19 protein-coding genes are annotated in these 24,231 nt (G+C 51.8%); 16 read left to right on the top strand and 3 right to left on the bottom strand.

The genetic code is table 11. The features are described 5' to 3' along the window. The first annotated feature begins 8 nt into the window (after positions 1–8). From MKZ24_RS17070 to MKZ24_RS17120, 11 genes are all read left to right on the top strand, one after another. Complete coding sequence (locus MKZ24_RS17070; RefSeq protein ID WP_156123228.1) at positions 9–1,088, top strand: galactose ABC transporter substrate-binding protein; 1,080 nt, start codon at positions 9–11, stop codon at positions 1,086–1,088. Between the two features lie 151 nt (positions 1,089–1,239). Then, positions 1,240–2,751 carry a sugar ABC transporter ATP-binding protein gene (locus MKZ24_RS17075; protein WP_042237542.1) on the top strand — a complete coding sequence of 504 codons (1,512 nt, stop codon included), beginning with the start codon at positions 1,240–1,242 and terminating at the stop codon, positions 2,749–2,751. A 52-nt stretch (positions 2,752–2,803) separates the two neighbouring features. Continuing rightward, positions 2,804–3,811 (top strand): galactose/methyl galactoside ABC transporter permease MglC, encoded by a 1,008-nt coding sequence (gene mglC / locus MKZ24_RS17080; RefSeq protein ID WP_340784802.1) that lies wholly within the window; start codon positions 2,804–2,806, stop codon positions 3,809–3,811. A gap of 1,149 nt (positions 3,812–4,960) precedes the next feature. Further along, the gene (locus MKZ24_RS17085) at positions 4,961–6,925 is read left to right on the top strand and encodes a WG repeat-containing protein (protein WP_340784804.1); all 1,965 of its coding nucleotides are present in this window, start codon (positions 4,961–4,963) and stop codon (positions 6,923–6,925) included. Positions 6,926–7,269: 344 nt separating this feature from the next. Then, positions 7,270–8,058: a CAP domain-containing protein gene (locus tag MKZ24_RS17090; protein WP_042237537.1), complete on the top strand. Its 789-nt coding sequence runs from the start codon at positions 7,270–7,272 to the stop codon at positions 8,056–8,058. Between the two features lie 658 nt (positions 8,059–8,716). Continuing rightward, positions 8,717–9,646, top strand: coding sequence for a GDSL-type esterase/lipase family protein (locus MKZ24_RS17095; protein ID WP_052416578.1), 930 nt, complete (start codon positions 8,717–8,719; stop codon positions 9,644–9,646). 91 nt (positions 9,647–9,737) lie between these two features. Then, the gene (locus tag MKZ24_RS17100; RefSeq protein WP_042242878.1) at positions 9,738–10,706 is read left to right on the top strand and encodes an ABC transporter ATP-binding protein; all 969 of its coding nucleotides are present in this window, start codon (positions 9,738–9,740) and stop codon (positions 10,704–10,706) included. Continuing rightward, on the top strand, positions 10,699–11,688 hold the full coding sequence (locus tag MKZ24_RS17105) for an ABC transporter permease (protein ID WP_042237534.1): 990 nt from the start codon (positions 10,699–10,701) through the stop codon (positions 11,686–11,688). The genes MKZ24_RS17100 and MKZ24_RS17105 overlap by 8 nt, the downstream gene beginning before the upstream one ends. Positions 11,689–11,758: 70 nt before the next feature. Then, positions 11,759–13,741 carry a DNA topoisomerase IV subunit B gene (parE, locus tag MKZ24_RS17110; RefSeq protein ID WP_042237532.1) on the top strand — a complete coding sequence of 661 codons (1,983 nt, stop codon included), beginning with the start codon at positions 11,759–11,761 and terminating at the stop codon, positions 13,739–13,741. Positions 13,742–14,326: 585 nt separating this feature from the next. Continuing rightward, positions 14,327–16,768 (top strand): DNA gyrase subunit A, encoded by a 2,442-nt coding sequence (gene gyrA / locus MKZ24_RS17115; protein WP_340784813.1) that lies wholly within the window; start codon positions 14,327–14,329, stop codon positions 16,766–16,768. A 393-nt stretch (positions 16,769–17,161) separates the two neighbouring features. Then, on the top strand, positions 17,162–17,599 hold the full coding sequence (locus MKZ24_RS17120; protein WP_039309191.1) for a MarR family winged helix-turn-helix transcriptional regulator: 438 nt from the start codon (positions 17,162–17,164) through the stop codon (positions 17,597–17,599). Positions 17,600–17,654: 55 nt separating this feature from the next. On the opposite strand, the gene MKZ24_RS17125 is transcribed toward MKZ24_RS17120, so the two are convergent. Both MKZ24_RS17125 and MKZ24_RS17130 read right to left on the bottom strand, forming a co-directional pair. Further along, on the bottom strand, positions 17,655–18,401 hold the full coding sequence (locus MKZ24_RS17125; protein WP_340784816.1) for an RluA family pseudouridine synthase: 747 nt from the start codon (positions 18,399–18,401) through the stop codon (positions 17,655–17,657). A gap of 3 nt (positions 18,402–18,404) precedes the next feature. After that, positions 18,405–19,268 (bottom strand): class I SAM-dependent methyltransferase, encoded by an 864-nt coding sequence (locus MKZ24_RS17130; RefSeq protein WP_042237524.1) that lies wholly within the window; start codon positions 19,266–19,268, stop codon positions 18,405–18,407. A gap of 418 nt (positions 19,269–19,686) precedes the next feature. On the opposite strand from MKZ24_RS17130, the gene MKZ24_RS17135 reads away from it, so the two are divergent. The 5 genes from MKZ24_RS17135 to MKZ24_RS17155 all read left to right on the top strand — a co-directional run bounded on the left by MKZ24_RS17135 (position 19,687) and on the right by MKZ24_RS17155 (position 23,045). After that, positions 19,687–20,592, top strand: a complete 906-nt coding sequence (locus MKZ24_RS17135) for a helix-turn-helix domain-containing protein (protein WP_340784821.1) — start codon at positions 19,687–19,689, stop codon at positions 20,590–20,592. 110 nt (positions 20,593–20,702) lie between these two features. Next, positions 20,703–21,068 carry a VOC family protein gene (locus MKZ24_RS17140; protein ID WP_340784824.1) on the top strand — a complete coding sequence of 122 codons (366 nt, stop codon included), beginning with the start codon at positions 20,703–20,705 and terminating at the stop codon, positions 21,066–21,068. Positions 21,069–21,364: 296 nt separating this feature from the next. Beyond that, positions 21,365–21,817, top strand: coding sequence for a flavodoxin (locus tag MKZ24_RS17145; RefSeq protein ID WP_340784828.1), 453 nt, complete (start codon positions 21,365–21,367; stop codon positions 21,815–21,817). 35 nt (positions 21,818–21,852) lie between these two features. Further along, entirely contained in the window at positions 21,853–22,599 is a 747-nt protein-coding gene (locus MKZ24_RS17150) for a hypothetical protein (RefSeq protein WP_144026032.1), read from the top strand. A 77-nt stretch (positions 22,600–22,676) separates the two neighbouring features. Continuing rightward, entirely contained in the window at positions 22,677–23,045 is a 369-nt protein-coding gene (locus MKZ24_RS17155) for a winged helix-turn-helix transcriptional regulator (RefSeq protein WP_340784832.1), read from the top strand. A 44-nt stretch (positions 23,046–23,089) separates the two neighbouring features. Here MKZ24_RS17155 and MKZ24_RS17160 read toward each other — a convergent pair whose 3' ends face one another. Next, positions 23,090–24,160 (bottom strand): SDR family oxidoreductase, encoded by a 1,071-nt coding sequence (locus tag MKZ24_RS17160; protein ID WP_340784834.1) that lies wholly within the window; start codon positions 24,158–24,160, stop codon positions 23,090–23,092. Between the last annotated feature and the right edge of the window lie 71 nt (positions 24,161–24,231).

A 24,231-nucleotide genomic window follows, 5' to 3' on the forward strand; every position in this document is an offset into this window, starting at 1 on the left:
AATTGATTATGAAAAAAATCACTTCCGTTTTACTTGCTAGTGCTTTGCTGGGTGCTGCTCTTGCAGGCTGCGGCGGCAACAATAACGCTGCTGACACTGGTAACAAAGCTAACACAGGCAACGCTCCTGCAACTGCAAACTCTGGTTCAGCTGCTGAAACTCCAAAGGTTGGCGTAGCGATCTACAAATTTGATGATACTTTCATGACGGGTGTCCGAAACGCCATTGATACTGCTGCCAAAGGCATCGCCACTGTAGATATTGTAGACAGCCAGAACTCCCAGCCTACACAAAATGACAAGGTGGATTTGTTCGTCACCAAAAAATATGACGGCATGCTGATCAACCCGGTTGACCGCACAGCTGCAGGTGTTATCATCGACAAAGCAAAAACAGCTGACATTCCGGTTGTATTCCTGAACCGCGAACCGCTTCCTGAAGATATGAAGAAATGGGATAAAGTTTATTATGTAGGCGCAAAAGCAGAAGAGTCCGGTACGATGTCCGGCCAGCTGATTGTTGACTACTGGAAGGCTCACCCTGAAGCTGACAAGAACGGCGACGGCGTGCTGCAATACGTAATGCTCAAAGGCGAACCGGGACACCAGGATGCTGAGCTGCGTACCACCTACTCCATCCAGGCTATCGAAGATGCCGGCATCAAGGTTGAGAAATTGGCTGAAGATACTGCAATGTGGGATCGCGTAAAAGGACAGGAAAAAATGGCAGCCTTCCTCGGCTCCCACGGCGACAAGATTGAAGCCGTTCTTGCCAACAACGATGACATGGCTCTCGGTGCAATTGAAGCTCTGAAAGCTCAAGGATACTTCACTGGCGACAAATACATGCCGGTAGTAGGCGTTGATGCAACTGCTCCAGCGGTTCAAGCGCTGCAAGACGGTACTATGCTCGGTACTGTACTGAACGACGCTAACAATCAGGGTAAAGCGGCAATCGTCCTGGCGTCCCTGCTGGCTAAAGGCGAAACACCTACCAAAGAAACCGTAGGCTTCGACATCACTGACAACCAATACGTATGGATCTCCTACAAAAAGATCACTAAAGACAATGTAGCTGACGCTCAATAATCGTTAGATTGCTCCAGATACAGATAAGCTTCATAAACAAAAATCCCGGAGAGTGGTCACCCGCTCTCCGGAATTCCTTTCGGGTAGGGAACAGGATGGAACCGCTGTGCCTCTCATGGAAAAAGAAAAAAAGCGTAGGGGGCGTAACAACATGGCAAATGCTGAGTTTTTGCTGGAAATGAACGGCATTACTAAAGAATTTCCCGGCGTTAAGGCGCTGGACGGAGTCAGCATAAAGGTAAGACCGGGTTCGGTTCATGCACTTATGGGCGAGAACGGTGCAGGCAAATCGACACTGATGAAATGTCTCTTTGGAATCTATTCACCGGATGCCGGTGAGATCTTCCTGGATGGCCAAAAGGCCACCATCTCTAACTCCAACGATGCACTTAAGCACGGAATTTCGATGATTCACCAGGAGCTGCACCCGGTACCTTTCCGCAGCGTCATGGAGAACATCTGGCTAGGACGTTTTCCGACCAAGGGCATCGGGCCGATTCAGTTCATTGACCACAAAAAAATGTTCACGGACACGGAAAATTTATTTAAAGATCTGGATATCGATCTGAATCCCGAAACTTTGGTGGGCAAGCTGTCCGTATCCAAGGTCCAATCCATTGAAATCGCGAAGGCTGTCTCTTTTCATTCACGCGTCATTGTCATGGATGAACCAACCTCTTCCTTAACTAGTGTAGAAGTTGAGCATTTGTTCCGGATTATCCGGGATCTGCAAAAAAGAGGCGTAGCTATTATCTATATATCTCACAAGATGGAAGAAATTCTGGAGATTTCTGATGAAGTAACCATCATGCGTGACGGTAAAAAGATCGGCACCTGGCCTTCGGCCGAGCTTACCACAGATCTGATTATCTCCAAAATGGTCGGCCGTGACCTTACTAACCGATTCCCTGAACGCACAAATGTTCCGGGCGAAGTCTACATGAAGGTGGAAGGATTGACCTCACCGGAGCCAAGATCATTCAAAGATGTATCCTTTGAGCTGAGACGTGGTGAAATTCTCGGTGTTGGCGGTCTCGTGGGTGCGCAGAGAACAGAGGTTATCGAAGCCTTATTCGGTCTCCGCGCCATTAAATCCGGCTCCATCTCCATTGAAGGCAAGAAGGTGAAGATCAATTCGCCGCAGGATGCCAAGAAGCATGGCCTGGCCCTGTTGACAGAGGAACGCCGTGTAACCGGTATCTTCCCGGTATTGTCCGTGCATGAAAACGGGGCAATCGCCAACCTTGACCATTATAAGACGCCTTACTTCCTGCTTAACGGCAAAAAGAAGAAAGAAGAAGTCGATAAAATGATCGAGAAGCTGCGTACCAAAACACCAACAACCAAAACACAAATTATGAATCTTTCCGGCGGAAATCAGCAAAAGGTGCTGCTGGCTAGATGGCTGCTTACAGAGCCTGAAGTCCTGCTGCTGGATGAGCCGACCCGAGGTATCGACGTTGGTGCCAAATTTGAAATCTATACGATTATTGCTGATCTGGCGAAGCAGGGTAAGAGCATTATCATGATTTCTTCGGAAATGCCTGAGCTGCTGGGCATGTCTGACCGTGTAATGGTGATGTCGGAAGGACGGCTTACAGGAATATTAGAAGGCGAGCAAGCTACGGAAACCGAAGTTATGCGTCTCGCTGCACAGCATTAAGGAGTACGGATAGGAGAATATGCTCGCGTAATTTTAAGGGGGATCACTACTAATGAACGTTAAAAAAGCTCAGTCCTTTGTGACTCAAAACGCAATTTACATCGTGCTGGTACTGCTGATTATGGGGATCATCATATATGAACCAAGCTTCATGTCCATCAACACCCTGCGTGACGTACTGATTCAGTCGTCAACACGCGTAATTATCGCGCTGGGGGTAGCCTTTATCCTCATCACAGCGGGTACCGACTTGTCAGCAGGCCGGGTAGTTGGTTTCACGGCGGTTATTTCCGCCTCCATGCTCCAGATACCGGATTACTCACGCCGGTTCTTCCCTGATCTGCCGCAGGTCCAAGTATGGCTTCCCATCCTGATTGCCATTGTTGCCGGTCTGCTCTGCGGTCTCGTCAATGGTATCATTGTCTCCAAGCTGAATGTACCGCCATTTATCGCTACCCTGGGTACCATGCTCATCGTGTACGGACTTAACTCCCTGTACTTCGATATGGACCCTAACCAATCGCAGCCAATCGGTGGTCTGCGTCCTGACTTCACCAAAATCGGCTCCGGCTTTATCGGCAGCGGCCAATATTCAATACCTTACATCGTTCTCATAGCCCTGGCGGTCGCGGCCGTGGTCTGGGTGCTGTTCAACAAAACCAAACTGGGTAAGAACATGTACGCTATCGGCGGCAACATGCAGGCTGCTAAGGTTTCCGGTATCAACGTTTCCAAGAACCTGATCTACATCTACGCTATCGCTGGTGCCCTTTACGGTCTGGCCGGTGTGCTTGAAGCTGCAAGAACAGGCGGCGCTACCAACAACTATGGTAACATGTACGAGCTTGATGCCATCGCGGCTTGCGTAGTCGGCGGCGTATCCACAACAGGCGGTATCGGTACTGTGCCGGGTGTCCTGGTCGGTGTTATCATCTTCACCCTGATCAACTACGGTCTGACCTTTATCGGCATCAGCCCTTACTACCAGCTGATCATCAAAGGCCTCATCATCATCGCAGCTGTCTCGTTCGATATGCGTAAATATTCTTCGAAGAAATAATTGTGGTTCGGTGATTAGCCGTAGCTGCGGTGAATGTTTGGACTTCCGGGTGCTGGTGCACCCGGATTTCTTGCATTCAATGTCCATGTAAGATGTAAAATGAACTGGAAATCTTAAATATCAGGTATGATCGTAACTGCGGTGAGTTTTGGACTTCCGGCCCCTGTTAGGTTTGGATTTCCTGATTTTATTCCGCTGTTTGCGGTAGAAATCCAAACAAGAGTATGCTTCCGAAGTGAGCTTTCCTTTGGAAAGCTTTCAGGCGGACGCTATCGCTCCTACAGTTCCAAAATCTCCTCCGTTACTCTTACCTTATATAGGTTAACAGTTCATAGTCCATCTCACATTTCGATTGAATGCAAGAATGGTGCTGCCGTACCTCCAGTTCCAAACTTTACCTTCGTTACTCCCATCACCTCACCGGGGTGGGAGGGAGCATCTTAAGCGTTTGCGGTATTTCGCAAACGCCTTTTGCTTTGAGATTGTTGATTTTGTCGCAACGTTGCTCCACAACCATGCCAAATATCTGCACACTTAAGTGTGCAGCACACCCGAAAAGTAACCAGGTGTATAAATGTTGTATTTGGTGCAGGATTTTATATTGAAGAGGAAGTAGTGATAGTGAAGTTGCTCTTTTTTCTCTCCAATGCCAGCGCACGTAGCTGCAGAACCCCAATAACAAGTGAAAGGGCAGGCGAAGCAGCCCTTGAACATCCGGCTAACACCCTCTGAAAGGGTGTTTTTGTGCTGCTCTTAGGGTTGCAGTTTATGCTTTGATGTAGTTTGTGCCAGTGACCTTGGTTTTGCTGCAGAAAGGTGGAGAGTAACGGAGGGGAAGTTTGGAACTGTAGGAGCGATAGCGTCCGCCTTTAGGTTTGGATTTCTACCGCGAACGCGGTCAAAATCAGGAAATCCAAACCTAACAGCGGCCGGAAGTCCAAACATTCACCGCAGTTACGGCCGCACCTTTCCTAATCTTTTAACGCATGTATGCCCTCACGCTCTTAATGCATTCGACGCTCTTAACGTATTCCACACTCACGTTGACGCTCATACTCAAGCGTCTCGGCAGCCCCAGGCACATAAACACCCTTTCCCCCTCACTCTCATATTCTATAGGCAAATGCCTTTGTAAGGGAGAGCGACAGAATGCTGAGGATTAAGCTGAACGAGCTGGGAAAAGAGAATGACAATGGTCTGATTATGGCGGAGGTATGGCGGTGGGACGGGATCGGCTGGAATGAGGCTATTTCGCAGCAGGAGGAGGATTTCATCCGAGCGGATGATGAGCTGTTCGTGACGATCCCGGCAGAAGCGGGATTATACCGCGTAGACTACTCCAAAAAGCCGCTGGAGGCGCTTATCATCCTTCCGGAGGTAGATGCCAGCGGGCTGCGGGCGGAGCTGCTGCACCCGGCTCCTTTTAAGCTTAAAGAGGGAACCCTGTGGGGCTACATTAATAACGACGGACGAACTGTGATCGAGCCCAGATACGACTATGCGGAGGATTTCCAGGAGAATGGCCTGGCGGTAGTGCAGCGCAAGAATTACAGCGGCCTGATTGACAGCTCCGGGCGTGAGAAGGTCAAACCGCTATATTCCTTTATTGCTCCGTTTGCCGAAGGGCGGGCTGTGGTTTCGGATGCTAAGGGCTACACTTTTATTGATGAAAAAGGCAAAGAGGTCACGTCCGCGCGGTATGACTATCTGAATTCGCTGCATGAAGGCCGCGCGCTGTTCTCCAAGCAGAATACAACCGGGGGGAACTCATACTACGGATATCTGGATGCCCAAGGCAAAGAGGTGCTGCCAGCGGTGTATCTGGATGCCGGGGATTTCAATGACGGAACGGCTCTGGTCAAAGTCGCTGAGGGTGAGTACGCGCTGATTGATCCCCGGGGAACGGTGCTGCATACGTACAAATATCCATTCGTGGGGTATCCGGGGGAGGGTCTGCTGGCTTTTCAGGCTACAGAGAACGGGAAATACGGTTACCTCCACACAGACGGCAGCATTGCCATCCAGCCGCAGTTTACAGCAGCCTTGCCTTTCTCCGAAGGGCGTGCGGTAATCAACACAGCAGAGAATTACGGTAATGCTTACGGCCTGATCGACAAGCAGGGCAAAGCCATTATTCCGGCAACTTACTATGAAGTCCAGCAGCTTGGTGAGAACCGGGTTGCGCTGGGAACTCCACTTTATGCCGATCAGCCGTACCGGGGCTCACGCTATGTGATCGCAGATGCGCTTACAGGAAGAATTCTCAGTACCCATCCGCTGCTCGGGGTGAACAATTATCAGAACGGGCTAGCGTCGGTGTATGATGCCAAGGATACGTATTTTATCGATAAAAGCGGTAAAAAAGCTGCCCAGCCGCCGGTCATTGCCGGCTCAGGATCGCTATCCTTCAGCGGCAACCTCATCCGTGCGGATGTAGACCAGCGTACTGCCTACTATGACCGCAGAGGCAAGCAGGTATGGCGGCAAAATGGGGTCATTCCGCTCAGACCGCCGTATTCCGTGCTGGAGAAGAAATATAAACCGAACAGGGATTACCTGGTCTACTATCCGGTCGTGGAAGGTATTGCCATCTCCGAAGTGTCCAGAGCCGTCAATGACAAGCTGCGCAGTCTCTCACTCGCAGAAGGTGCGGGAACTGGGGGAGCGGGTCAGGATTTCAGCTATACGGGAGATTTTGCCGTATCCTTCTTCCGCAAGAATCTGCTGGTACTGGAACTCAGCGGATACCGCTTTCCATTTGGGGCGGCACATGGGATGCCGACAATGCTCTATGAGCATATCAATTTGCGCAACGGCAAATTTTACACGCTGAGTGATCTGTTCAAGCCTGGCAGCAGATATGTGCAGAAACTCAGTGATATTGTCGGAAAACAGATTGCGAATGATCCGCAGTATTCCTATGTTTTTCCGGATACGTACAAAGGCATTACGGCTGACCAGCCTTTTTATGTAGATGGCGAAGCGCTGTATCTCTATTTTGCCCCTTATGAAATTGCTCCGTATGCTGCGGGCTTTCCAACATTCCGGATTCCGTATGCCGAAATTATGGGCCTGATCTCGACAGAAGGGGAATTCTGGCAGTCCTTTCATTAAGCGGCGGCCGGTGAAATGCCGATATTAACTATAAGAACATGCGACCGTTCTGAAGAGGACGGTTTCTTGAAATATAAGAATGTATATGCTTCACGCTCTATAGATTATCCTACTATTTCTCGCTGAAACGGTACCGTCCTTATTATGGAACGGCAAGCCGTTTCCACTTTTTTGTAGAGGAACGGACAAGCCTCAGGCCTGAAGGGAAATGTCATAATTTAGAAGCGCACAGCGGGAACTTTTATGTTACAATGACTGAGGAACAAATTACAACTTTGTAACAATTGATGTCCGCAACTCTCGGCAGCCAGGTAATTCTACAACAAGAATAAGGAGATGGCAGAATGAAAAGCAAGACTTTAAGAGCAATGATAGGTGGAAGTGTAGCCGCTGTTATGGCACTTAGCATTTCACTTCCATTACAGGCAAGCGCAGCAGCTGGAGCCACTACGGCAACCGCTTCAGATACGAATTTCGCAAAATTCATGGAATATTTCACACAGTACAATTCGAAGGCATTTGTATTTGACGGGAATACGTTCACCGTATCCCAAACCGTTATTTATAAGAATCCGGTAGCGACAGCCCCGGCAGCAACAGCTAAGCCAGTGGCTACCGCTGTACCAGTAGCGACAGCTAGACCAGTAGCCACAGCTGCGCCAGTAGCAACGGCTAAGCCTGCTGTTACACCAGCACCGACGGCTGCCCCTGTGGCCACAGCTAAGCCAGTAGCTACACCAGCTCCAGCTGTCGCAGACAGCGCTTCAAGCTACATTCAGCAGGTTGTAGCCCTGGTGAACAAAGAACGCGCTGCTGCAGGACTGGCTCCTGTCTCCGCACTGGACAGCCTGAACAAAGTGGCAGCGGCCAAGGCTACGGATATGCGTACGAACAACTATTTCTCCCATACTTCCCCGACCTATGGATCGCCTTTTGATATGATGTCCGCGTTCGGTATTACTTATCAGGCAGCCGGAGAGAATATCGCAATGGGCCAGAAAACGCCGCAGGAAGTTATGACTGCCTGGATGAACAGCCCGGGCCATAAGGCTAACATTCTGAGTACGAATTTCAACTACATCGGCGTAGGCTTTGACAATAATTACTGGGTTCAAGAATTCATCGGTAAATAATATAACAACTCAACGTAAATCAACTAACCTCTTATGCTTCATTTGTAAGGCTTCACTCGTCCTCCGGCTTGCCGGGGGACTTTTTTTGAGGTTTAGGAAATATCACAATCGTCTATGGTGGATAATAGTGGAGCGGGAATGACACTTGAAGAATGAACTCGATAGGCCCGGGCTTTGCTGGGAAATGAAATTAGTTGGATTTTGTCCATCTGCTGAAGAAGCAATGGACCGCGTTAAAACCATAGTTGGAAAAACAACACTTAAATTATGTCCTTTCACCCAAAGTAGCGAAAACTTACATTATTAGATGTTGTTTATCCACTTGCTTCCGTCCACTGCTCAGAAATTGACGAATTTTAGATACATTTTTCCACTTGTGAGAGTGGATGGAGCTTTGCGGTTTCGCACGATCAGCGCAGCGCTATAGTGCCGCCCTGCCTGCTCCACACCGTTTAGGTGGAAGCGGCGGAGGGGATTTTGGAACTGTAGGAGCGGACAACAGCGGCCGGAAGCCCAAAATCACCGCAGCCGCGCCCATCACCTAAACCCCCCGCTTTATTTGCAAATTAAGCAAAGAAGAATTATGTTTATCTACATAGTTAAGAAGTTTGTAAAATGTGGAACAATGGAGAATAGATCGGCATACGGAGGGATAGCATTGAACGATTCCAAATGGACCTGGAGGGCAGTGGGCCTGGTATCCATCCTGGCAACTTTACTTTTAATTATAGGGTTTGTGTACGCGGTAAGCGATATTATCAACCCCAAAGGGGAGACACTCCTGTCTTCTCTCCCGCAGGAAACAGCTGCACCGACAGCAGCGGCAACGGATGAATTGAACATACTGGCGCTGGGGGATTCTCTGGCCAAAGGGACCGGCGACAATTCCGGACAGGGGTTTGTGAAGCGTACGCTGGAGGCGTTATCGGCGGACGGAGGCAAGGCGGAGCTGCTCGGCAACATGGGCATTAACGGCTTAACCACAGCCGGACTGCAGAGCAAGCTTCAGGAGGAGGGTGTACAGTACGCGCTGCGCCAGGCGAATGTAATCCTGATCTCTATAGGCGGCAATGACCTGTTCCGAGGCTCGGATATTATGGGATCAGGCAGCAGTAGCGGAGAGGCAGCATCGTCAGCAGATACGGAGAATCCTACGAACGGAATAGCACCGCTCGGGACTGAATCCGCTGCGAATAACACGGTAGAAGGTTCAGCACCCGTGCCTACAGCCTCCACCGACGAATTGACTCCCGAGTCTCTGCTCTCGGCTCTGCCTGATGCATCGGGGCGGCTGGGCAGTATTCTTGACACCATTGCCGGGATTAATCCGCAGGCACAGATTTATTACGTGGGATTGTATAATCCCTTCGGAGATATTGCGGACCTGCTGGTTCCGGGCAATCAGGCTGTAACTGCCTGGAACAATGCAGCGATGGATATCATCAACACCCATAGCAATATGACACTCGTTCCGACCTTCGATTTGTTCAACCGGCATCTGAACAAGTATCTCTCGAATGATCATTTCCACCCGAACGGGGACGGTTATCAGCGGATAAGTGAACGGATTGTTCAAGCTGTGCACTAGTAAGGAACACAGGGATTGGAATGGAGCCAGAACAGGAGCATTGTGAACAGAAATGAGTGCAGCAAGGAGTTGGATATCGATGGCTAAACCAATGCAAGAAGCCTCAGGGGAGGTAGTCCTGTCCGTACAAGGGGTCCGCAAAAAAATAGGCCGTAAATGGATCATAGATGATGTTACGTTTGACGTCCGGAAAGGCGAGATATTCGGTTTCCTGGGTCCCAATGGTGCCGGCAAAACAACGACAATTCGTATGCTGGTTGACCTGATCCGGCCAAGTGAAGGAACAATTACCGTCTGCGGCTACAATGTAAACCGTGACCCGGAAAAAGCATTGCAATACGTAGGCTCCATCGTCGAAAATCCCGAGGTATATACCTATCTGACAGGCTGGGAGAACCTGCAGCATTTCGCCCGCATGCAGCCCGGTGTGGACAAGGCGAGGATTGCCGAGGTTGTGGATATTGTACGGCTGGATCAGCGAATTCATGACAAGGTGAGCACGTATTCACTGGGGATGCGCCAGCGGCTGGGCATTGCCCAGGCACTCTTGGGCCGGCCACGGCTGCTGATTCTCGATGAGCCGACGAACGGCCTGGACCCGAAGGGCATCAAGGAGCTGCGCGAATTCATCCGCAAGCTGGCGGATGAAGGGCTGGCCGTGTTCGTCTCCAGCCATCTGCTGAGCGAGATTCAGCTGCTGTGCGACCGTGTGGCGATCATCAGTAAAGGGCGGGTACTCGCCGTGGGCGGTGTGGACGAGCTCGTTGCCCGCAATTCTCCATACGTCCTATGGGAGCTGGAGCCGCTGAAGCAGGCAAGAGAACTATTAAACAGCCGGCCGGATATCCGTCTGCTAGAGCTGGATGAGGTAACACTGGACGACTCCATTATCGCAGGCATGGGAGAGAATTCCCTGATCACGGTTATGGAAGAGGAGCTAATCCCGGAAATTGTCGCCGTACTGGTTACAGATGAGGTGGAGGTCCGGGCTGTGCATAAAATCAACCCAACACTGGAACAGCTATTCTTGAAGCTAACGGAAGGTGAAACTATTGACTAACCTGCTGCCGCTCATCCGCAATGAGTGCCTCAAAATCATAAAAAAGAAACGGTTTTATGTCATCCTGCTGATTCTGCTTGTGCTTGTGCCTATGTTTACCTATGCACAGATGCGGATAGCAGAACGGAGCCGGGATAAGTTTAACTCTGACTGGAGGCTGGAGGTCCAGCAGCAGATTACCGATAACCAGAACTCCCTCGGCAGCGACCGGATTCCGGAAGAATGGAAGTCATACCGGAGGATTTTTGTCCAGCAGCTGCAGTATTATCTGGATCACGATGTGAACCCGAACGAGCCAAGCGGCGTTACCTTTACCCGTGAGTTTCTGGACAATTCCGTATCCCTGTTCATTCCTCTGCTGATTATGGCGGTGGCCTCGGATCTGGTCTCAGGAGAGAGAACAACAGGAACGATCAAGATGCTGCTGACGCGTCCGGTCAAACGCTGGAAGGTGCTGTTCAGTAAAATGACGGCCCTCATGATGTTTGTCTCCTTAATCGTCCTGTCTGCTTTTATCATCAGCTACCTGGTGTCAGGGCTGGCTTTTGGATATAAAGGATTCGATGTTCCGGTGTTCACTGGCTTTCAGCTAAGCGGGGATACGGTCGATATGACCACGGTTCACGCCGTGCCGCAATGGAAATACCTGCTGATGCAGGGCGGTCTGATCTGGTTCGTCAGCGTAGTTGTTGCTCTACTGGCCTTCATGGTGTCGGTTCTGGTACGCAGTACGGCAGCCAGTATCGTGGTGATGATGGCGGCGCTGATTGCAGGCACGATCCTGACGAATATGGCTTCAGCCTGGACTGCGGCCAAATATTTATTTATGGTTAATATGGGGCTTACCGGGTATTTAGCAGGTACTCCCGCACCGATTGAGGGCATGACACTGGCATTTTCGATGGCGGTATTGGCGATTTGGGGACTGGCTGCAGTAATCATTTCATTCGCCGTCTTTACGAAACGGGATATTTTGAATTAGAATGTACAAAGTGAACGAAAACGTTTGTTTGCATTTTATAGAGATAGTGACACAAGAAGGAGGAGCATGAATGCTCGAACAGATCGATATGTTTGCAAAAGTCTCTAAGAACGCCGAAGTTGGCCGGACTGGATACGATGCTGACGACATTCAGGTGCTCGAAGGTCTGGTTGCGGTCCGCAAACGGCCCGGCATGTATATTGGCAGTACGAGTTCCTCGGGACTGCACCATTTAGTATGGGAAATAGTGGACAATGCCGTAGATGAGCATTTGGCCAAGTTTTGCTCGAAGATTGATATCACACTCCGCAAGGACGGATCGGTCACCGTAATTGACAACGGACGGGGAATTCCGACCGGAATGCACAAGACGGGAGTGCCGACTCCGCAGGTTGTTTTCACCATTCTGCATGCGGGTGGTAAATTCGGAGGCTCCGGCTATAAGAAATCGGGCGGTCTGCACGGCGTAGGGGCATCAGTAACCAATGCTTTGTCCGAGTGGCTGGAAGTGGAGATTTACCGTGAAGGCAAGATCCACCGGCAACGCTTCGAATATTGGGTCGACAAAAACGGGAAAGAACATGTCGGCGAGCCTGTGACTGGCCTTGAGGTACTGGGAAATACGAATAAGACCGGTTCGAAGATCACCTTCAAGCCGGATATTCGCGTCTTCCCGACTGGCATTTCACTGAATTACGATACACTTGCGGAACGGGTGCAGGAGATCGCCTTCCTGAACTCGGGCCTGCGGATCAACCTCAGCGATGAGCGGAGCGGGCGGCAGGATGAGTTCTTTTATGAGGGCGGCGCGAGCCAGTTTGTACAGTTCCTCAATGAGGGTAAGGATGTCTTGCATGATGTGGTTCATTTCAGCTCCGAGAAGGATGAGATTGAAGTGGAAATTGCACTGCAATACAATGCGGGGTACACGGAGACCATTGCTTCTTTCGTCAACTCGATTCCTACGCGCAGCGGCGGGACGCATGAGACCGGCTTCAAGACAGCCTATACCCGTGTGCTGAACGACTATGCCCGGCGGACGCAGCTGCTTAAGGAGAAGGATAAGAATCTGGAGGGCAATGATCTCCGCGAGGGAATGATGGCGGTCATCAGCATTAAGATGTCGGATGTGGAATTTGTCGGACAGACGAAGGATCAGCTGGGAAGTGCTTCTGCCCGCAGTGCCGTGGACTTTATTGTCTCGGAGAAAATGGCGCGCTTCCTCGAGGAGAATCCCCAGGTCGCGCAGAGCCTGCTCAAGAAATCGATCCAGGCTTCCAAGGCGCGCGAAGCGGCCCGCAAAGCCCGCGATGAAATCCGCAGCGGCAAGAAACGCAGCGAGAGCTCGAATCTTGGCGGCAAGCTGTCGCCTGCACAATCCAAGGATGTTACGCGTACCGAAATCTTCATCGTAGAAGGCGACTCCGCCGGAGGCTCAGCCAAGCAGGGCCGTGATTCGAAGATTCAGGCCATTCTTCCTCTGAAGGGGAAGCCGATGAATCCGGAGAAGGCCAAGCTGCTGGATATCTTGAAGAACGATGAATACAAGGCGATTATATCGGCGATTGGCGCGGGCATAGGTCCTGATTTTGCCGTGGAAGACAGCAATTATTCCAAAATTATCATTATGACCGATGCCGATACGGACGGTGCGCATATTCAGGTGCTGCTGCTGACCTTCTTCTACCGCTACATGAAGCCTCTGATCGATGCCGGCAAGGTCTTCATTGCCCAGCCTCCGCTGTATAAGCTGACGCGTAAATCGGGTAAGCTGGAAACCGTCCGCTACGCCTGGAGTGATGAGGAGCTGCAGAATTACCTGAAGGAATTCGGCAAGAATTTCGAGCTGCAGCGGTACAAGGGACTCGGTGAGATGAACCCGGACCAGCTGTGGGAAACAACGATGAATCCGGATTCCCGCACGCTGCTGCAGGTGCAGATCGAGGATGCCGCCAAGGCGGAACGCCGCGTCTCCACACTGATGGGCGACAAGGTTGATCCGCGTAAGCGCTGGATCGTCGAGAACGTCGACTTTACAGAGATAGTAGAGTAGGGGTTAGTGGGGAAGTAACGATTACTTCCGCTGTTTTTAATTTTTTGATGATCGGTTTACGCGCAGCGGTTGGTTCTTGAATTCAATGGATGGTGAACTATGTCTTGATAAACTGATACAAGGGAAAGTAACGGAGGGGATTTTGGAACTGTAGGAGCGCTAGCGTCCGCCTTTGTATTTAGATTTCATCCGCTATATAGCTTGAACTGAAGAAGACAATAACAGATGAGAATAACGGAGGGGAATTTTGGAACTGTAGGAGCGACAGCGTCCGCCTTTGTCACCGGATTTCAATCGCTATAAGCGGTAAGAATCAAGAAATCCGGAGACAACAGCGGCCGGAAGTCCAAACATTCACCGCAGTTATGAACAACATCTCATTGGATTCATTTTAAGTTCAATCTATTAAGCGTATGACTAGAATCTAAATATAACAGCGGCCGAAAGTCCAAACTCACCGCAGTTACGACTTACCTGTTATCAAAATTTTGTTTGGTTTTTGAATTTAATAACGCAAGAGCGCAGCGGTCAGATCATCAATATTTAAAGACGTGGACAGATTGAGGAACAGAAGGTGAATAGGGAATGAGCAGTTTATCAGAGCAATTTTTGCCGGCTTTTCTGGAAGAGGTCGTTGGTGACCGATTTGGCCGGTATTCCAAATATATCATTCAGGACCGGGCGATTCCGGACGTCCGCGACGGGCTGAAGCCCGTGCAGCGCCGGATTCTGTACGCGATGTACGATTCGGGCAACACGCCGGATAAGCCATACCGCAAGTCGGCCAAAACAGTCGGTGACGTCATGGGTAACTACCATCCCCATGGAGATTCCTCGATCTACGACGGGATGGTCCGGATGGCTCAGCCCTGGAAGATGGGACATGTGCTTGTCGACGGACACGGCAACTGGGGTTCAATGGATGATGACCCTGCAGCAGCTATGCGTTATACAGAAGCGCGCCTGTCTCCAATCGCTTTGGAGATGATGCGTGATATTGAGAAACGCACCGTGCTTTTCAAAGACAATTTCGATAATACGGCAAAGGAGCCGGTCGTGGTTCCATCCCGGTATCCGAATCTGCTTGTCAACGGGACGAGCGGGATCTCTGCCGGGTTCGCCACGGAAATTCCGCCGCATAACCTGCGTGAAGTCATCGATGCCTGTATCGCTGTCATGCAGAAGCCGGACATCGCGCTGGAGGACATCATGACCTTCATCAAAGGTCCAGACTTCCCTACGGGCGGAACGATTATGGGCGGCGATGGCATTATGGATGCGTACCGCACTGGTAAAGGCCGCATCTACCTGCGTTCGAAGACGGAGATTGAGAACCTGCGCGGCGGCAAGCAGCAGATTGTTATTACCGAAGTGCCTTTCCAGATTGTGAAGTCACGGCTCGTGACTTCCATGGAGAACATCCGCCTGGAGAAGAAGATCGAAGGCATTGCCGAAGTCCGCGACGAGAGTGGCCGTGAGGGTCTGCGGATTGTGGTTGAGCTGAAGAAGGAAGCCGATGCGAATGGTATTCTGGCCTACCTGCTCAAAAAAACCGATCTGCAGATCACCTATAACTTCAACATGGTGGCCATCGTTAACAAGGCTCCGCAGCAGCTCGGCCTGAAGTCGATCCTTGAAGCCTATATCGCCCATCAGCGTGAAGTGGTTACCCACCGCACCCAGTTTGATCTGGAGCGTGCAGAGGACCGGGCCCATGTCCTGGAAGGGCTGGTTAAAGCTCTGAACATTCTGGATGAAGTCATCGCCGCAATCAAGGCATCGAAGAATCGCCAGGATGCCCAGAATAATCTCGTGTGGATGTTCGGCTTCAGCGAACGCCAGGCCGATTCGATCCTTACCTTGCAGTTATACCGGTTAACCAATCTGGAGATTCATTCGCTCCAGAAGGAGCTTGATGAGATGCATGCCAAGATTGCTGTCCTGCAGGGCATTCTGGACAGTGACAAGAAGCTGATTGCCGTCATCCGCAAAGAGCTGCTCGAGATCCGTGATAAATACGGGATCGACCGCCGTTCACTGATTCAGGGTGAAGTGGAGGAATTGAAGGTCAGCATGGAGGTTCTCGTGAATGCGGAGGATGTGCTGGTCGCTATTTCTGAGGGTGGCTATATCAAGCGGACAGGCATGCCATCCTTCACCCGTTCAGGCGGAGAGCGCCACGCATCGGGTGTCAAGGACGGCGACCATATCGTCAGGCTGTTGGACCTGAATACCCGGGACAGCCTGCTTGTGTTCACCCGCAAGGGCCAATACTTCCTGCTTCTGGTTCATCAGATACCGGAATTCAAATGGAAGGAGCCTGGTACGGCGATTGTGAACGTGATCGGTCTCGCCAAGGGTGATGGCATTGTCAGTGTGCTGCCGGTCGGCAACCTGGAGGACCCGCTGGCAAGTCTGGTCTTCATCACTCGTAAGGGACAGGTGAAGCGTACAGAGCTCAAGGAGTACTCTACAAGCCGTTCCGGAGCCGTTGCCGCCTGTAAGGTAGCTGACGGTGATGAGATCATTACAGTGGCGCTGAGCAGCGGAGACAAGGACATCGTGCTAGTGACCCGTGAAGGGATGAGTATCCGCTTCCGGGAGAGTGAAGTTAACCCTATGGGCCGTGTTGCCACCGGGGTAAGAGGGATTCAGTTGCGAGAAGGCGACGAGGTTGTCTCCAGCTTCTGGGTCAGTGAGGACGAAGGGGAGATTCTTGCGGTTACCGAGATTGGCTATGCCAAACGCTCTCTATTGCTGGATTACCCTTCACAGAGCCGCGGAGGCAAAGGGATGCCGACATTCGAGTTCAAAGAAGGCAAACGGGTTCGCCCGAACGGCAGCAGACTTGTGGGGGCCTTCTACTGCAAAGAGCCGGTGGAGCTGACCGCTATCACCCAGAGCGGTGCGGTTCATACCTTCTCCTCCGAATCGGCACCGATTGGTGAGCGCCGTTCCATCGGCAAGCAGCTGGTTGCTGTCGAGAAGAAGGATGAGATCATTAGCCTGTACCCGGCAGTCAAATAGCCGGGGCAGAAGCTTATAATATTAATTAATTTAAACGGCGTCCGGCTGCTCAATTTTAAAGAGCTCCGAACGCCGTCTATTTGTATTAGCCCGGATTTACAAGTTTGGTCAGGCAACGGAGAATTACACGGTTCGCTCCGAGTCCCGTCAAACAGTGTATAGAATGACTAATGTTGCAGGTATTACAACTTTGATTCATGGATACCAAGGTATAATCAGCAGTCACTCCATCACCACCACAAAAAGCGGGTTCATTGAGAAATCTGTAAGTACGTACCTTAAATTCACTAGCGGCCGTGATTTTATTTTTTTCTTTTGCAGGAAATGGAATTTATTTCGCGAAAATGTTTAGGTATACCGGATAGAGATCCGCAGGGAAAGGAAGGAATAAGTGTGCACTCCACTGAATTCAGTAAAATCTGGCATAAGATATTAAAGGACTATAAGCTACATATGGATAGCAAGCTTGCCCCTACACTGACCGATGCCCAGCTTACCGTACTGGAATTGCTGCAGGAACGTGACGCGATGAAACCTTCTGATTTGGCTCCGCATCTGGCCACCAGCCCGGCGGCTGTAACTATGCTGCTTGACCGGATGGAGAAACATAATCTGATTATCCGTGAACGCGATGCCTCCGACAGGCGGATCGTCTGGGTAAGCATCACCGAGACTGGCAAGAACGAGACCTCTCGCGGACTGAAGATCCGCAGCGATTTTTTTGCCGAAGCGCTCGATCCCATTTCATCACATAACCAGCAGCTGCTGCTCTATCTGATGGGGAAGATGGCGGTAGCTCCCGCTCCGGCTCCGGAAGGTTCGACTCCTTAATAGATGTCCAGTGTTGACCTCATATACATGCATACACACAAAAGCAGGCTGTCCGTTACCGGATAGCCTGCTTTTGGTTCTGCGGGGTCCACAGATTCCAGGGATAGGTCTGTGGAGGCAGGGAGATCAATGCAACTTCCTCTTTGGTCACCGGATGCGGGAACCCGACAAGTGCTGACCACAGCGCAATCTGCTGGCCGGGTCTGTTCACTGCGGCCCCATACTTCTGATCTCCGTACAGCGGGCAGCCGATGCCGCTCATCTGCACACGGATCTGATGGGAGCGTCCGGTAAGCAGGTCGATCTTGAGTAGGGTGTAGCCCTCAGCGCTGCCGAGTACCGTATAATCGAGAATCGCTTCCTTGCCGCCCGGTGTTCCTGTGCGGACAATACTGACCGTGTTGCTCCGCTCATCCTTCAGCAGCGTATTAATCAGCCGGCCCTGGGAGGCAGGGGGCTTGCCATGAACGACGGTCAGGTACACCTTGTGGAAGGCGTGTGTGCGGACACTCTCAGACAGCCGTGAGGCTGCCTTCGAAGTCTTGGCGAAGATCATCGCGCCGCCTACAGGCCGGTCCAGCCGGTGAACGAGGCCCATGAAGACATTCCCCGGCTTGGCGAAACGTTCCTTCACATCTTCCTTCAGCAGGGTCAGCAGATCCGCATCGCCTGTAGCATCCTCCTGCACCGGAATATTAACGGGCTTCACGATACCGAGCAGATGGTTGTCCTCATATAAAATCTCAAACCGGGACTTTCCGCTGCCGGACTTCCCGGTTGTTCCGTTGTTCTGCACGGTCATGGCTTACGCCTCCCAGCGGCCCAGAATTCCGCAAGGCAGATTCATACCTGAGGAGGTAATCGGCAGTCCGATCTCACCGGAGGTAAGCTTGCCGCCGTAGCGTTTGCCCATGGTCATTGACAGCATATTGCGCAGTACGGTAGGCGAAATTCCCGTTGTGTAGGAGTTAATCAGCATGAACAAAGGCCGGTCGCTCATAATCTCCATACAGCTCTCCAGGAACGGATAGAGACTGGCTTCGAGCTTCCACATTTCACCGCCCGGGCCTCTTCCATAGGAAGGCGGGTCCATAATAATTGCATCATATTTGCTGCCGCGGCGCTGTTCACGCTGCACGAACTTGAACACATCATCTGTAATGTAGCGGACTGGCTTGTCGGCAAGCCCGGATAAGGCTACATTCTCCTTGGCCCACTGAACCATACCCTTAGCTGCATCGACATGAACTACGGAGGCTCCGGCACTTGCCGCTGCAACGGTTGCTCCGCCGGTATATGCGAACAGGTTAAGCACGGAAATCGGGCGGTTAGCCGCAGCGATCTTGTCCATCATCCAGCGCCAGTTGGCCGCCTGCTCAGGGAAGAGACCCGTGTGCTTAAAGTTCGTCGGACGGAGATGGAACTTCAGCTTGCCGTAGCTGATTTTCCAGTCATCCGGAATGCTTTTCTTCATTTCCCATTGCCCGCCCCCGGCGGAACTGCGGTGATAGTGTCCGTGCACATCACGCCATTTGGCACTCTCGCTGGCCAGCGGCCAGATGATTTGCGGATCCGGGCGGCGCAGGATAATATCGCCCCAGCGTTCCAGCTTTTCTCCGCCACCGGTATCAATCACTTCATAGTCCTTCCAGTCACTTGCTATATACATTATTAATCCATCCTTCAAAAAGTCATTTAGCCTTTATTGTACAACATTTAAGCCTGCTGCTACAAACAAATTGGTTGCAAAGCTGCGACTCTTCTCATTTTAGCCAAGAGATCACCGGTGTATGATATTGCCATAAAAGTATAGGAGAGCAGGCTGAACCGTGGCAGTTCCGAAGACAAAGTCCCGGATGACCGTGCAGGTAGTGCTGCTGGCACTTCCTGCACGGATTGTGTATGATCAGATTACACGTGGACCGACGGAATTAGTAAACAGTTCCCGGAAGATATCAGGCTTCGTGACAAGATCAAACCCAATAGTGAATTTACTACAGGCTATTAAAATATATCAGCTTAGGCGCAGATGAACGGCTAACTCCGTCCCTTGCAGCCTGAGCATAACGAAGGTGAGGCCGGATGTTATGTTCAACCTCTCGGAGTTGTACCATCCGATTACAGCGAACCCGGCCGGAGGCGGCGAGTACCGGCCCGGCAGGCTGCTGCACCCGTACATCCGTTGTTTCTGGGGTTCTGTATCACCAACGGCGGAACCGCTGGATGCACAGTCCGTTGGAATTACAGAAGGGAATAACGGAGCAGATATAAGTGAAACTGAAAGTGAAAGTAAAAGTGTTTTCAGTAACCGGCCGGAAACGATCATACCGGATAGTTGTATGGACATCATATGGGAATGGGACGAGCGTACAGGGGAGTCTGGCGGGATTTTTTGCGGCATTAACGATGCCCCGTTTGAAGTGGGACAAGCCCGCCAGCCTGCGGGGAAACAGCGTTTCGCCATCCGGTTTCATTTCTGGGCGGTTCATCTGTTTGCAGATGAGCAGCTGCAGGATGTGCTGAATGTTCATGCTCCGGTGGAGCAATACTTCCGTTCCTACCGTATGGAGCTGGGAGACAAGCTGCGGGGGACTCACACGATGTCTGAACGCATCGCCATCGCAGAGGTATTCCTCCTGCGGAGACTGGATTATGCCGGCCGCAGCAGTGACGGGATGATGAATGCTGTCCACAGGATGCTTAAATCCCGCGGGGTGGTGAGTGCAGGGGAGCTGGAGCTTAGCTCTGGCCTTAGCAGCCGCCAGCTTGAACGCCTGTTCCGCCGGCATATCGGACTTCCTCCCAAAAAGGTGGCAGATCTTGTCCGCTTCCAGAATGCCTGGCTGGAGCTGTACCGGACTCCGCTGCACAGAGGCGGGCTGCAGGATATTGTATTTGCTTACGGCTACAGCCACCAGTCGCATTTCATCAACAATTTCCGCAAATTCGCCGGCAGAACGCCGCTGGATGCCCTGAGCTATGCGCGGAGCTGAATGTCGTTTTTTTGCAATACAGGCCCGGCAGGGCAGAAGTACAATGAGTTCAGACAGGCTAATCACAGCCGGATCATAATACAGCTACACTACGGAAGGAGATTTAACTTATGATAACAAGTTTTGACGGCATCAATCTGTACAGCAAGGACCCGGCGGCGCTCGCGGCATTCTATTCCGAGGTGCTGGGAGTCCCGATTCCGTTTGAAGGCTTTGGACAGTATGACGGCGCGAAGATTGGTTTCGACCGCAGACAGCCGGGGCTGATTATCTGGGACGAGAGCAAATGGGGCAAGGACACGACAGGAGTCGTTAATCTGGTATTCTCCTGCAGCAGCCTGGATGAAACCTATGAGCAGCTTAAGGGGAAAGGGCTGGATTGTCAGCCTCCGGTGACGATGGAATACGGCGGGAAAGAAATGAATTTCCGAGATCCGGACGGCAACGGCATTACCCTGCTTGAAGGCGGATATTAATCCATTTTATCGAAATTTGTTCGGACGGCAAGGCAGAATAGGTTAGGCATTCTTCTATGCATTTCATCTGAAAATATGGATAAAGATCAGCGGCAATGCCGGACAGCAGTTCAAGTCCGGCATTGCCGCTGCTTCTCTTATCGGGGACAAGTATGCCTGAATTCCCATAGCGGCCAGCTTTTAAAATATTGACAATGATAATCATTATCAAATAGAATGAGATTAGTAAAACATGGTGGCCTTTTGAGATGGACTATACAGAATACATTTCATATTTACCTTGGGAGGACAGAGTGATGGCTAAGGTGCTAGTGGCATATGCCAGCCTGACAGGCAATACGGAGGAAATCGCTGAACTGATTGTGGAAGGGATACGCCAGGCAGGCGGAGAGGCCGTGCTGAAATCGGTCACTGACTGCAATGCGGATGAGATAAAGGCTTATGAGGCTGTGCTGCTGGGTGCGTATACCTGGGGGGACGGCGAGCTGCCGGATGAATTCCTTGACTTCTATGAAGAGCTGGATGAGCTCGACCTCAGCTCCTGCAAGGCTGCCGCCTTCGGAAGCGGAGATACCGGTTATGAAATCTACTGCGGAGCGGTTGATCAGATTGAAGAGAAGCTGAAGGAACGCGGTGCCGAGATCGTACAGGCCAGCCTGAAGATTGAGTACGGGCCGAACGCAGCAGAGAAAGACGCCTGCCGCAGCTTCGGACGCCAGTTCATCGAGACCTGCGCGGCGGTTTCTTAAGGATGGGCGCCGGGGCAGGATGCTTCGCAGGAAAGATGCAGGATGCAGGGACTGTCCGCTACAGCCGGCTGAATGATTTCAGGATGGAGCATATCATGCTGGGCGGAGCGGAGATGAACGGCAGCGGAGCTCCGGCCACGGGAGTTCCCCGCTGGAGACAGCAGGTCCAGTACGCAGTCGGACATACGCTTAATGACTTCTACAGTCTGCAGCCTGAGGTGCGCCGGGAGACGCCTGTGCAATTTCTGCTGGAGCGCCGCTGGCCGCCGAAGGGTCATGCTTTTCCTTCCCTGATGCATTATTGGGATATCAAGCAAGCGGTTGCCGATGAGCTGATGCGGATTGTTGCCGGCAATCACACCGGTGAGATTCCGGTGATGCTGTATGAACAGTGGCATGTTCCTGTGCCGGAGCTTGAAATTGAACTGGCGATGATTTTTCAGCTCGCCTGGAGCTCGGGGCAGGAGGGGCGTTGTCTGAATATCCAGAAATTCATGGTGAGCGGGAATGAAGATGTCATCACCGGCTTTCTGCATATGGCCAGCGTCTTCTGTCATCAGGCCTACGGGAAACCTGCAGAAACGATCGGAATCTATTCGCTTCTGGATGGACGCCGGCATATCTTTGACGGAGCGGGCATCCCGCTGCAGGAGTCGCTCGACTATGTGCGCCTGCTGTCTGTGTTCCTGGAACGGGAAGAGCATGCGGAAGGCTGCATGAAATACGGAAACCGCCGGAACGACCGGGATGAGCCTATCCTTCGCGGATACGGGCTGATGTAGACCGGGAACTTCGGCGTAATCCTTGCAGGGGGCGTTCAAAGAAGATATGGTTAAGCCACAGGAGGTGTCCTTGGCCCATGTCTGAAGGAATTAGAACCTACAACACCGGAGTGGAAGCGACACTCGAAGTGATTGGGGGCAAGTGGAAGCCGGTCATTTTGTTCTTGCTCACCTTTGGGAAGAAGCGCAACGGGGAGTTCATCAGCCAAATGCCGTTCATTACACAGAAGGTGCTTACGCAGCAATTGCGGGAACTGGAAGCGGACGGGGTGATCACAAGAACCTCGTATAATGTGGTGCCTCCCAGAGTGGAGTATGAGCTGACCGACTATGGCTGGAGCCTAAAGGAGATTCTGCATCTGATGTGCAGATGGGGCGATGCCCATGTCGAAAGGGTTTACGGGGATACGGCAGTTGTGCTCTCCCAACCGCAGAAGGAAGAATAGAACAGCCGGTCTCTGAATTTCAGAGACCGGCTGTTCTGCGCGGATCAGGGAATGATCCGGCGGTGGCGGAGATCCGCAAAGATGTCCATAAACATGGCTTCCGTATCCATAAACTCAAGGAACCCTGCCCGGCGTGATTTGGTGCTGTCGGCAAAGAAATCATAGTCCCAGGAGAATACGAAATCACCGAAGGCCCACGAGGAGACACTTGCATAGCTGTTCTGCTCCAGCCCGTATTTCTCGACCATACGGTTCCAGAGCGGCTCTTTGTCCTGCATAACCATCGATAGGGACATCGGGAGCGGGGGCGCCGTGTCCAGATTGAAGCTGGAGGCAATCTTAGGCCACAGCTCGTTCCAGCGGAATAGATCGCCGTTGGTGATATTGAAGGCCTGATTGGCACAGCGCGGTTCTGTTGCTGCCCACACTGTTGCTCTGGCAAGCAGACCGGCATCTGTCATCTCAAGCAGGCTGTGATAAGCGCCCGGCTTGCCGGGGAAGCGCAGCGGAATTCCCAGCTCCTTCGACATGGAGGCATAAATGGCGATTACCATCGCCAGGTTCATGGGATTGCCGAGAGCGTATCCGCAGACGACGGAAGGCCGCAGGGCCGACCAGGTCCAGTTTTTGCCAGACTGCTTCTCTTCCAGATAATCCTGCTGCGCAATATTGAATTCAGGCGGCATATGATTGGCATCAGTTTCGCGTGCCGGTGTTTTGAACGGGCCGAGATGCGCGCCATATACCTTATAGCCCTGCATGAGGCTGATGTGTTGCAGCCGGCGCGCCGCAGGTTCAACTGCCTCAACCGCGTGAACAAGCATAGCCAGATTAGGAGGGACCAGCTCTGCCCAGGTAGGCCGGTCCTGATAGGCGGCATAGAAAATATGCGTCACCTCCGCCAGACCGCCAAGCTTCCGCCGGCTCTCCGCCGGGTCGAGTAAATCTGCAGCTATATAACGCACACGGCTGGTGTCCAGCCCTCCGCGGCGCGACACGCCGATGATATCCCAATCGGGAAGAGCAGCCAGATGATCAATCAGGTTGCGCCCTATGACGCCGTTCGCGCCGATTACAAGTGCTGTTTTACGTAAGTCTGAATCCATAGGGTTCATGTGCAGCTCTCCTTCGCCAAAGTATGCCATCATTATGTATTGCCTCAGGAGTGCTGAACAGTACGCACTTT

Origin of the sequence: Paenibacillus sp. FSL R7-0297, from assembly GCF_038009025.1 — a bacterium.
Lineage (GTDB): Bacteria > Bacillota > Bacilli > Paenibacillales > Paenibacillaceae > Paenibacillus_AQ.

Coding starts and splice junctions, on each gene's coding strand:
- MKZ24_RS17100 (WP_042242878.1), top strand. CDS start 9,738: ATGCAAGAAGCCTCAGGGGAGGTAGTCCTGTCCGTACAAGGGGTCCGC.
- MKZ24_RS17085 (WP_340784804.1), top strand. CDS start 4,961: ATGCTGAGGATTAAGCTGAACGAGCTGGGAAAAGAGAATGACAATGGT.
- MKZ24_RS17155 (WP_340784832.1), top strand. CDS start 22,677: ATGTCTGAAGGAATTAGAACCTACAACACCGGAGTGGAAGCGACACTC.
- MKZ24_RS17150 (WP_144026032.1), top strand. CDS start 21,853: ATGCAGGATGCAGGGACTGTCCGCTACAGCCGGCTGAATGATTTCAGG.
- MKZ24_RS17130 (WP_042237524.1), bottom strand. CDS start 19,268: ATGTATATAGCAAGTGACTGGAAGGACTATGAAGTGATTGATACCGGT.
- MKZ24_RS17125 (WP_340784816.1), bottom strand. CDS start 18,401: ATGACCGTGCAGAACAACGGAACAACCGGGAAGTCCGGCAGCGGAAAG.
- parE (WP_042237532.1), top strand. CDS start 11,759: ATGCTCGAACAGATCGATATGTTTGCAAAAGTCTCTAAGAACGCCGAA.
- mglC (WP_340784802.1), top strand. CDS start 2,804: ATGAACGTTAAAAAAGCTCAGTCCTTTGTGACTCAAAACGCAATTTAC.
- MKZ24_RS17160 (WP_340784834.1), bottom strand. CDS start 24,160: ATGAACCCTATGGATTCAGACTTACGTAAAACAGCACTTGTAATCGGC.
- MKZ24_RS17075 (WP_042237542.1), top strand. CDS start 1,240: ATGGCAAATGCTGAGTTTTTGCTGGAAATGAACGGCATTACTAAAGAA.
- gyrA (WP_340784813.1), top strand. CDS start 14,327: ATGAGCAGTTTATCAGAGCAATTTTTGCCGGCTTTTCTGGAAGAGGTC.
- MKZ24_RS17140 (WP_340784824.1), top strand. CDS start 20,703: ATGATAACAAGTTTTGACGGCATCAATCTGTACAGCAAGGACCCGGCG.
- MKZ24_RS17090 (WP_042237537.1), top strand. CDS start 7,270: ATGAAAAGCAAGACTTTAAGAGCAATGATAGGTGGAAGTGTAGCCGCT.
- MKZ24_RS17135 (WP_340784821.1), top strand. CDS start 19,687: ATGTTCAACCTCTCGGAGTTGTACCATCCGATTACAGCGAACCCGGCC.
- MKZ24_RS17145 (WP_340784828.1), top strand. CDS start 21,365: ATGGCTAAGGTGCTAGTGGCATATGCCAGCCTGACAGGCAATACGGAG.
- MKZ24_RS17070 (WP_156123228.1), top strand. CDS start 9: ATGAAAAAAATCACTTCCGTTTTACTTGCTAGTGCTTTGCTGGGTGCT.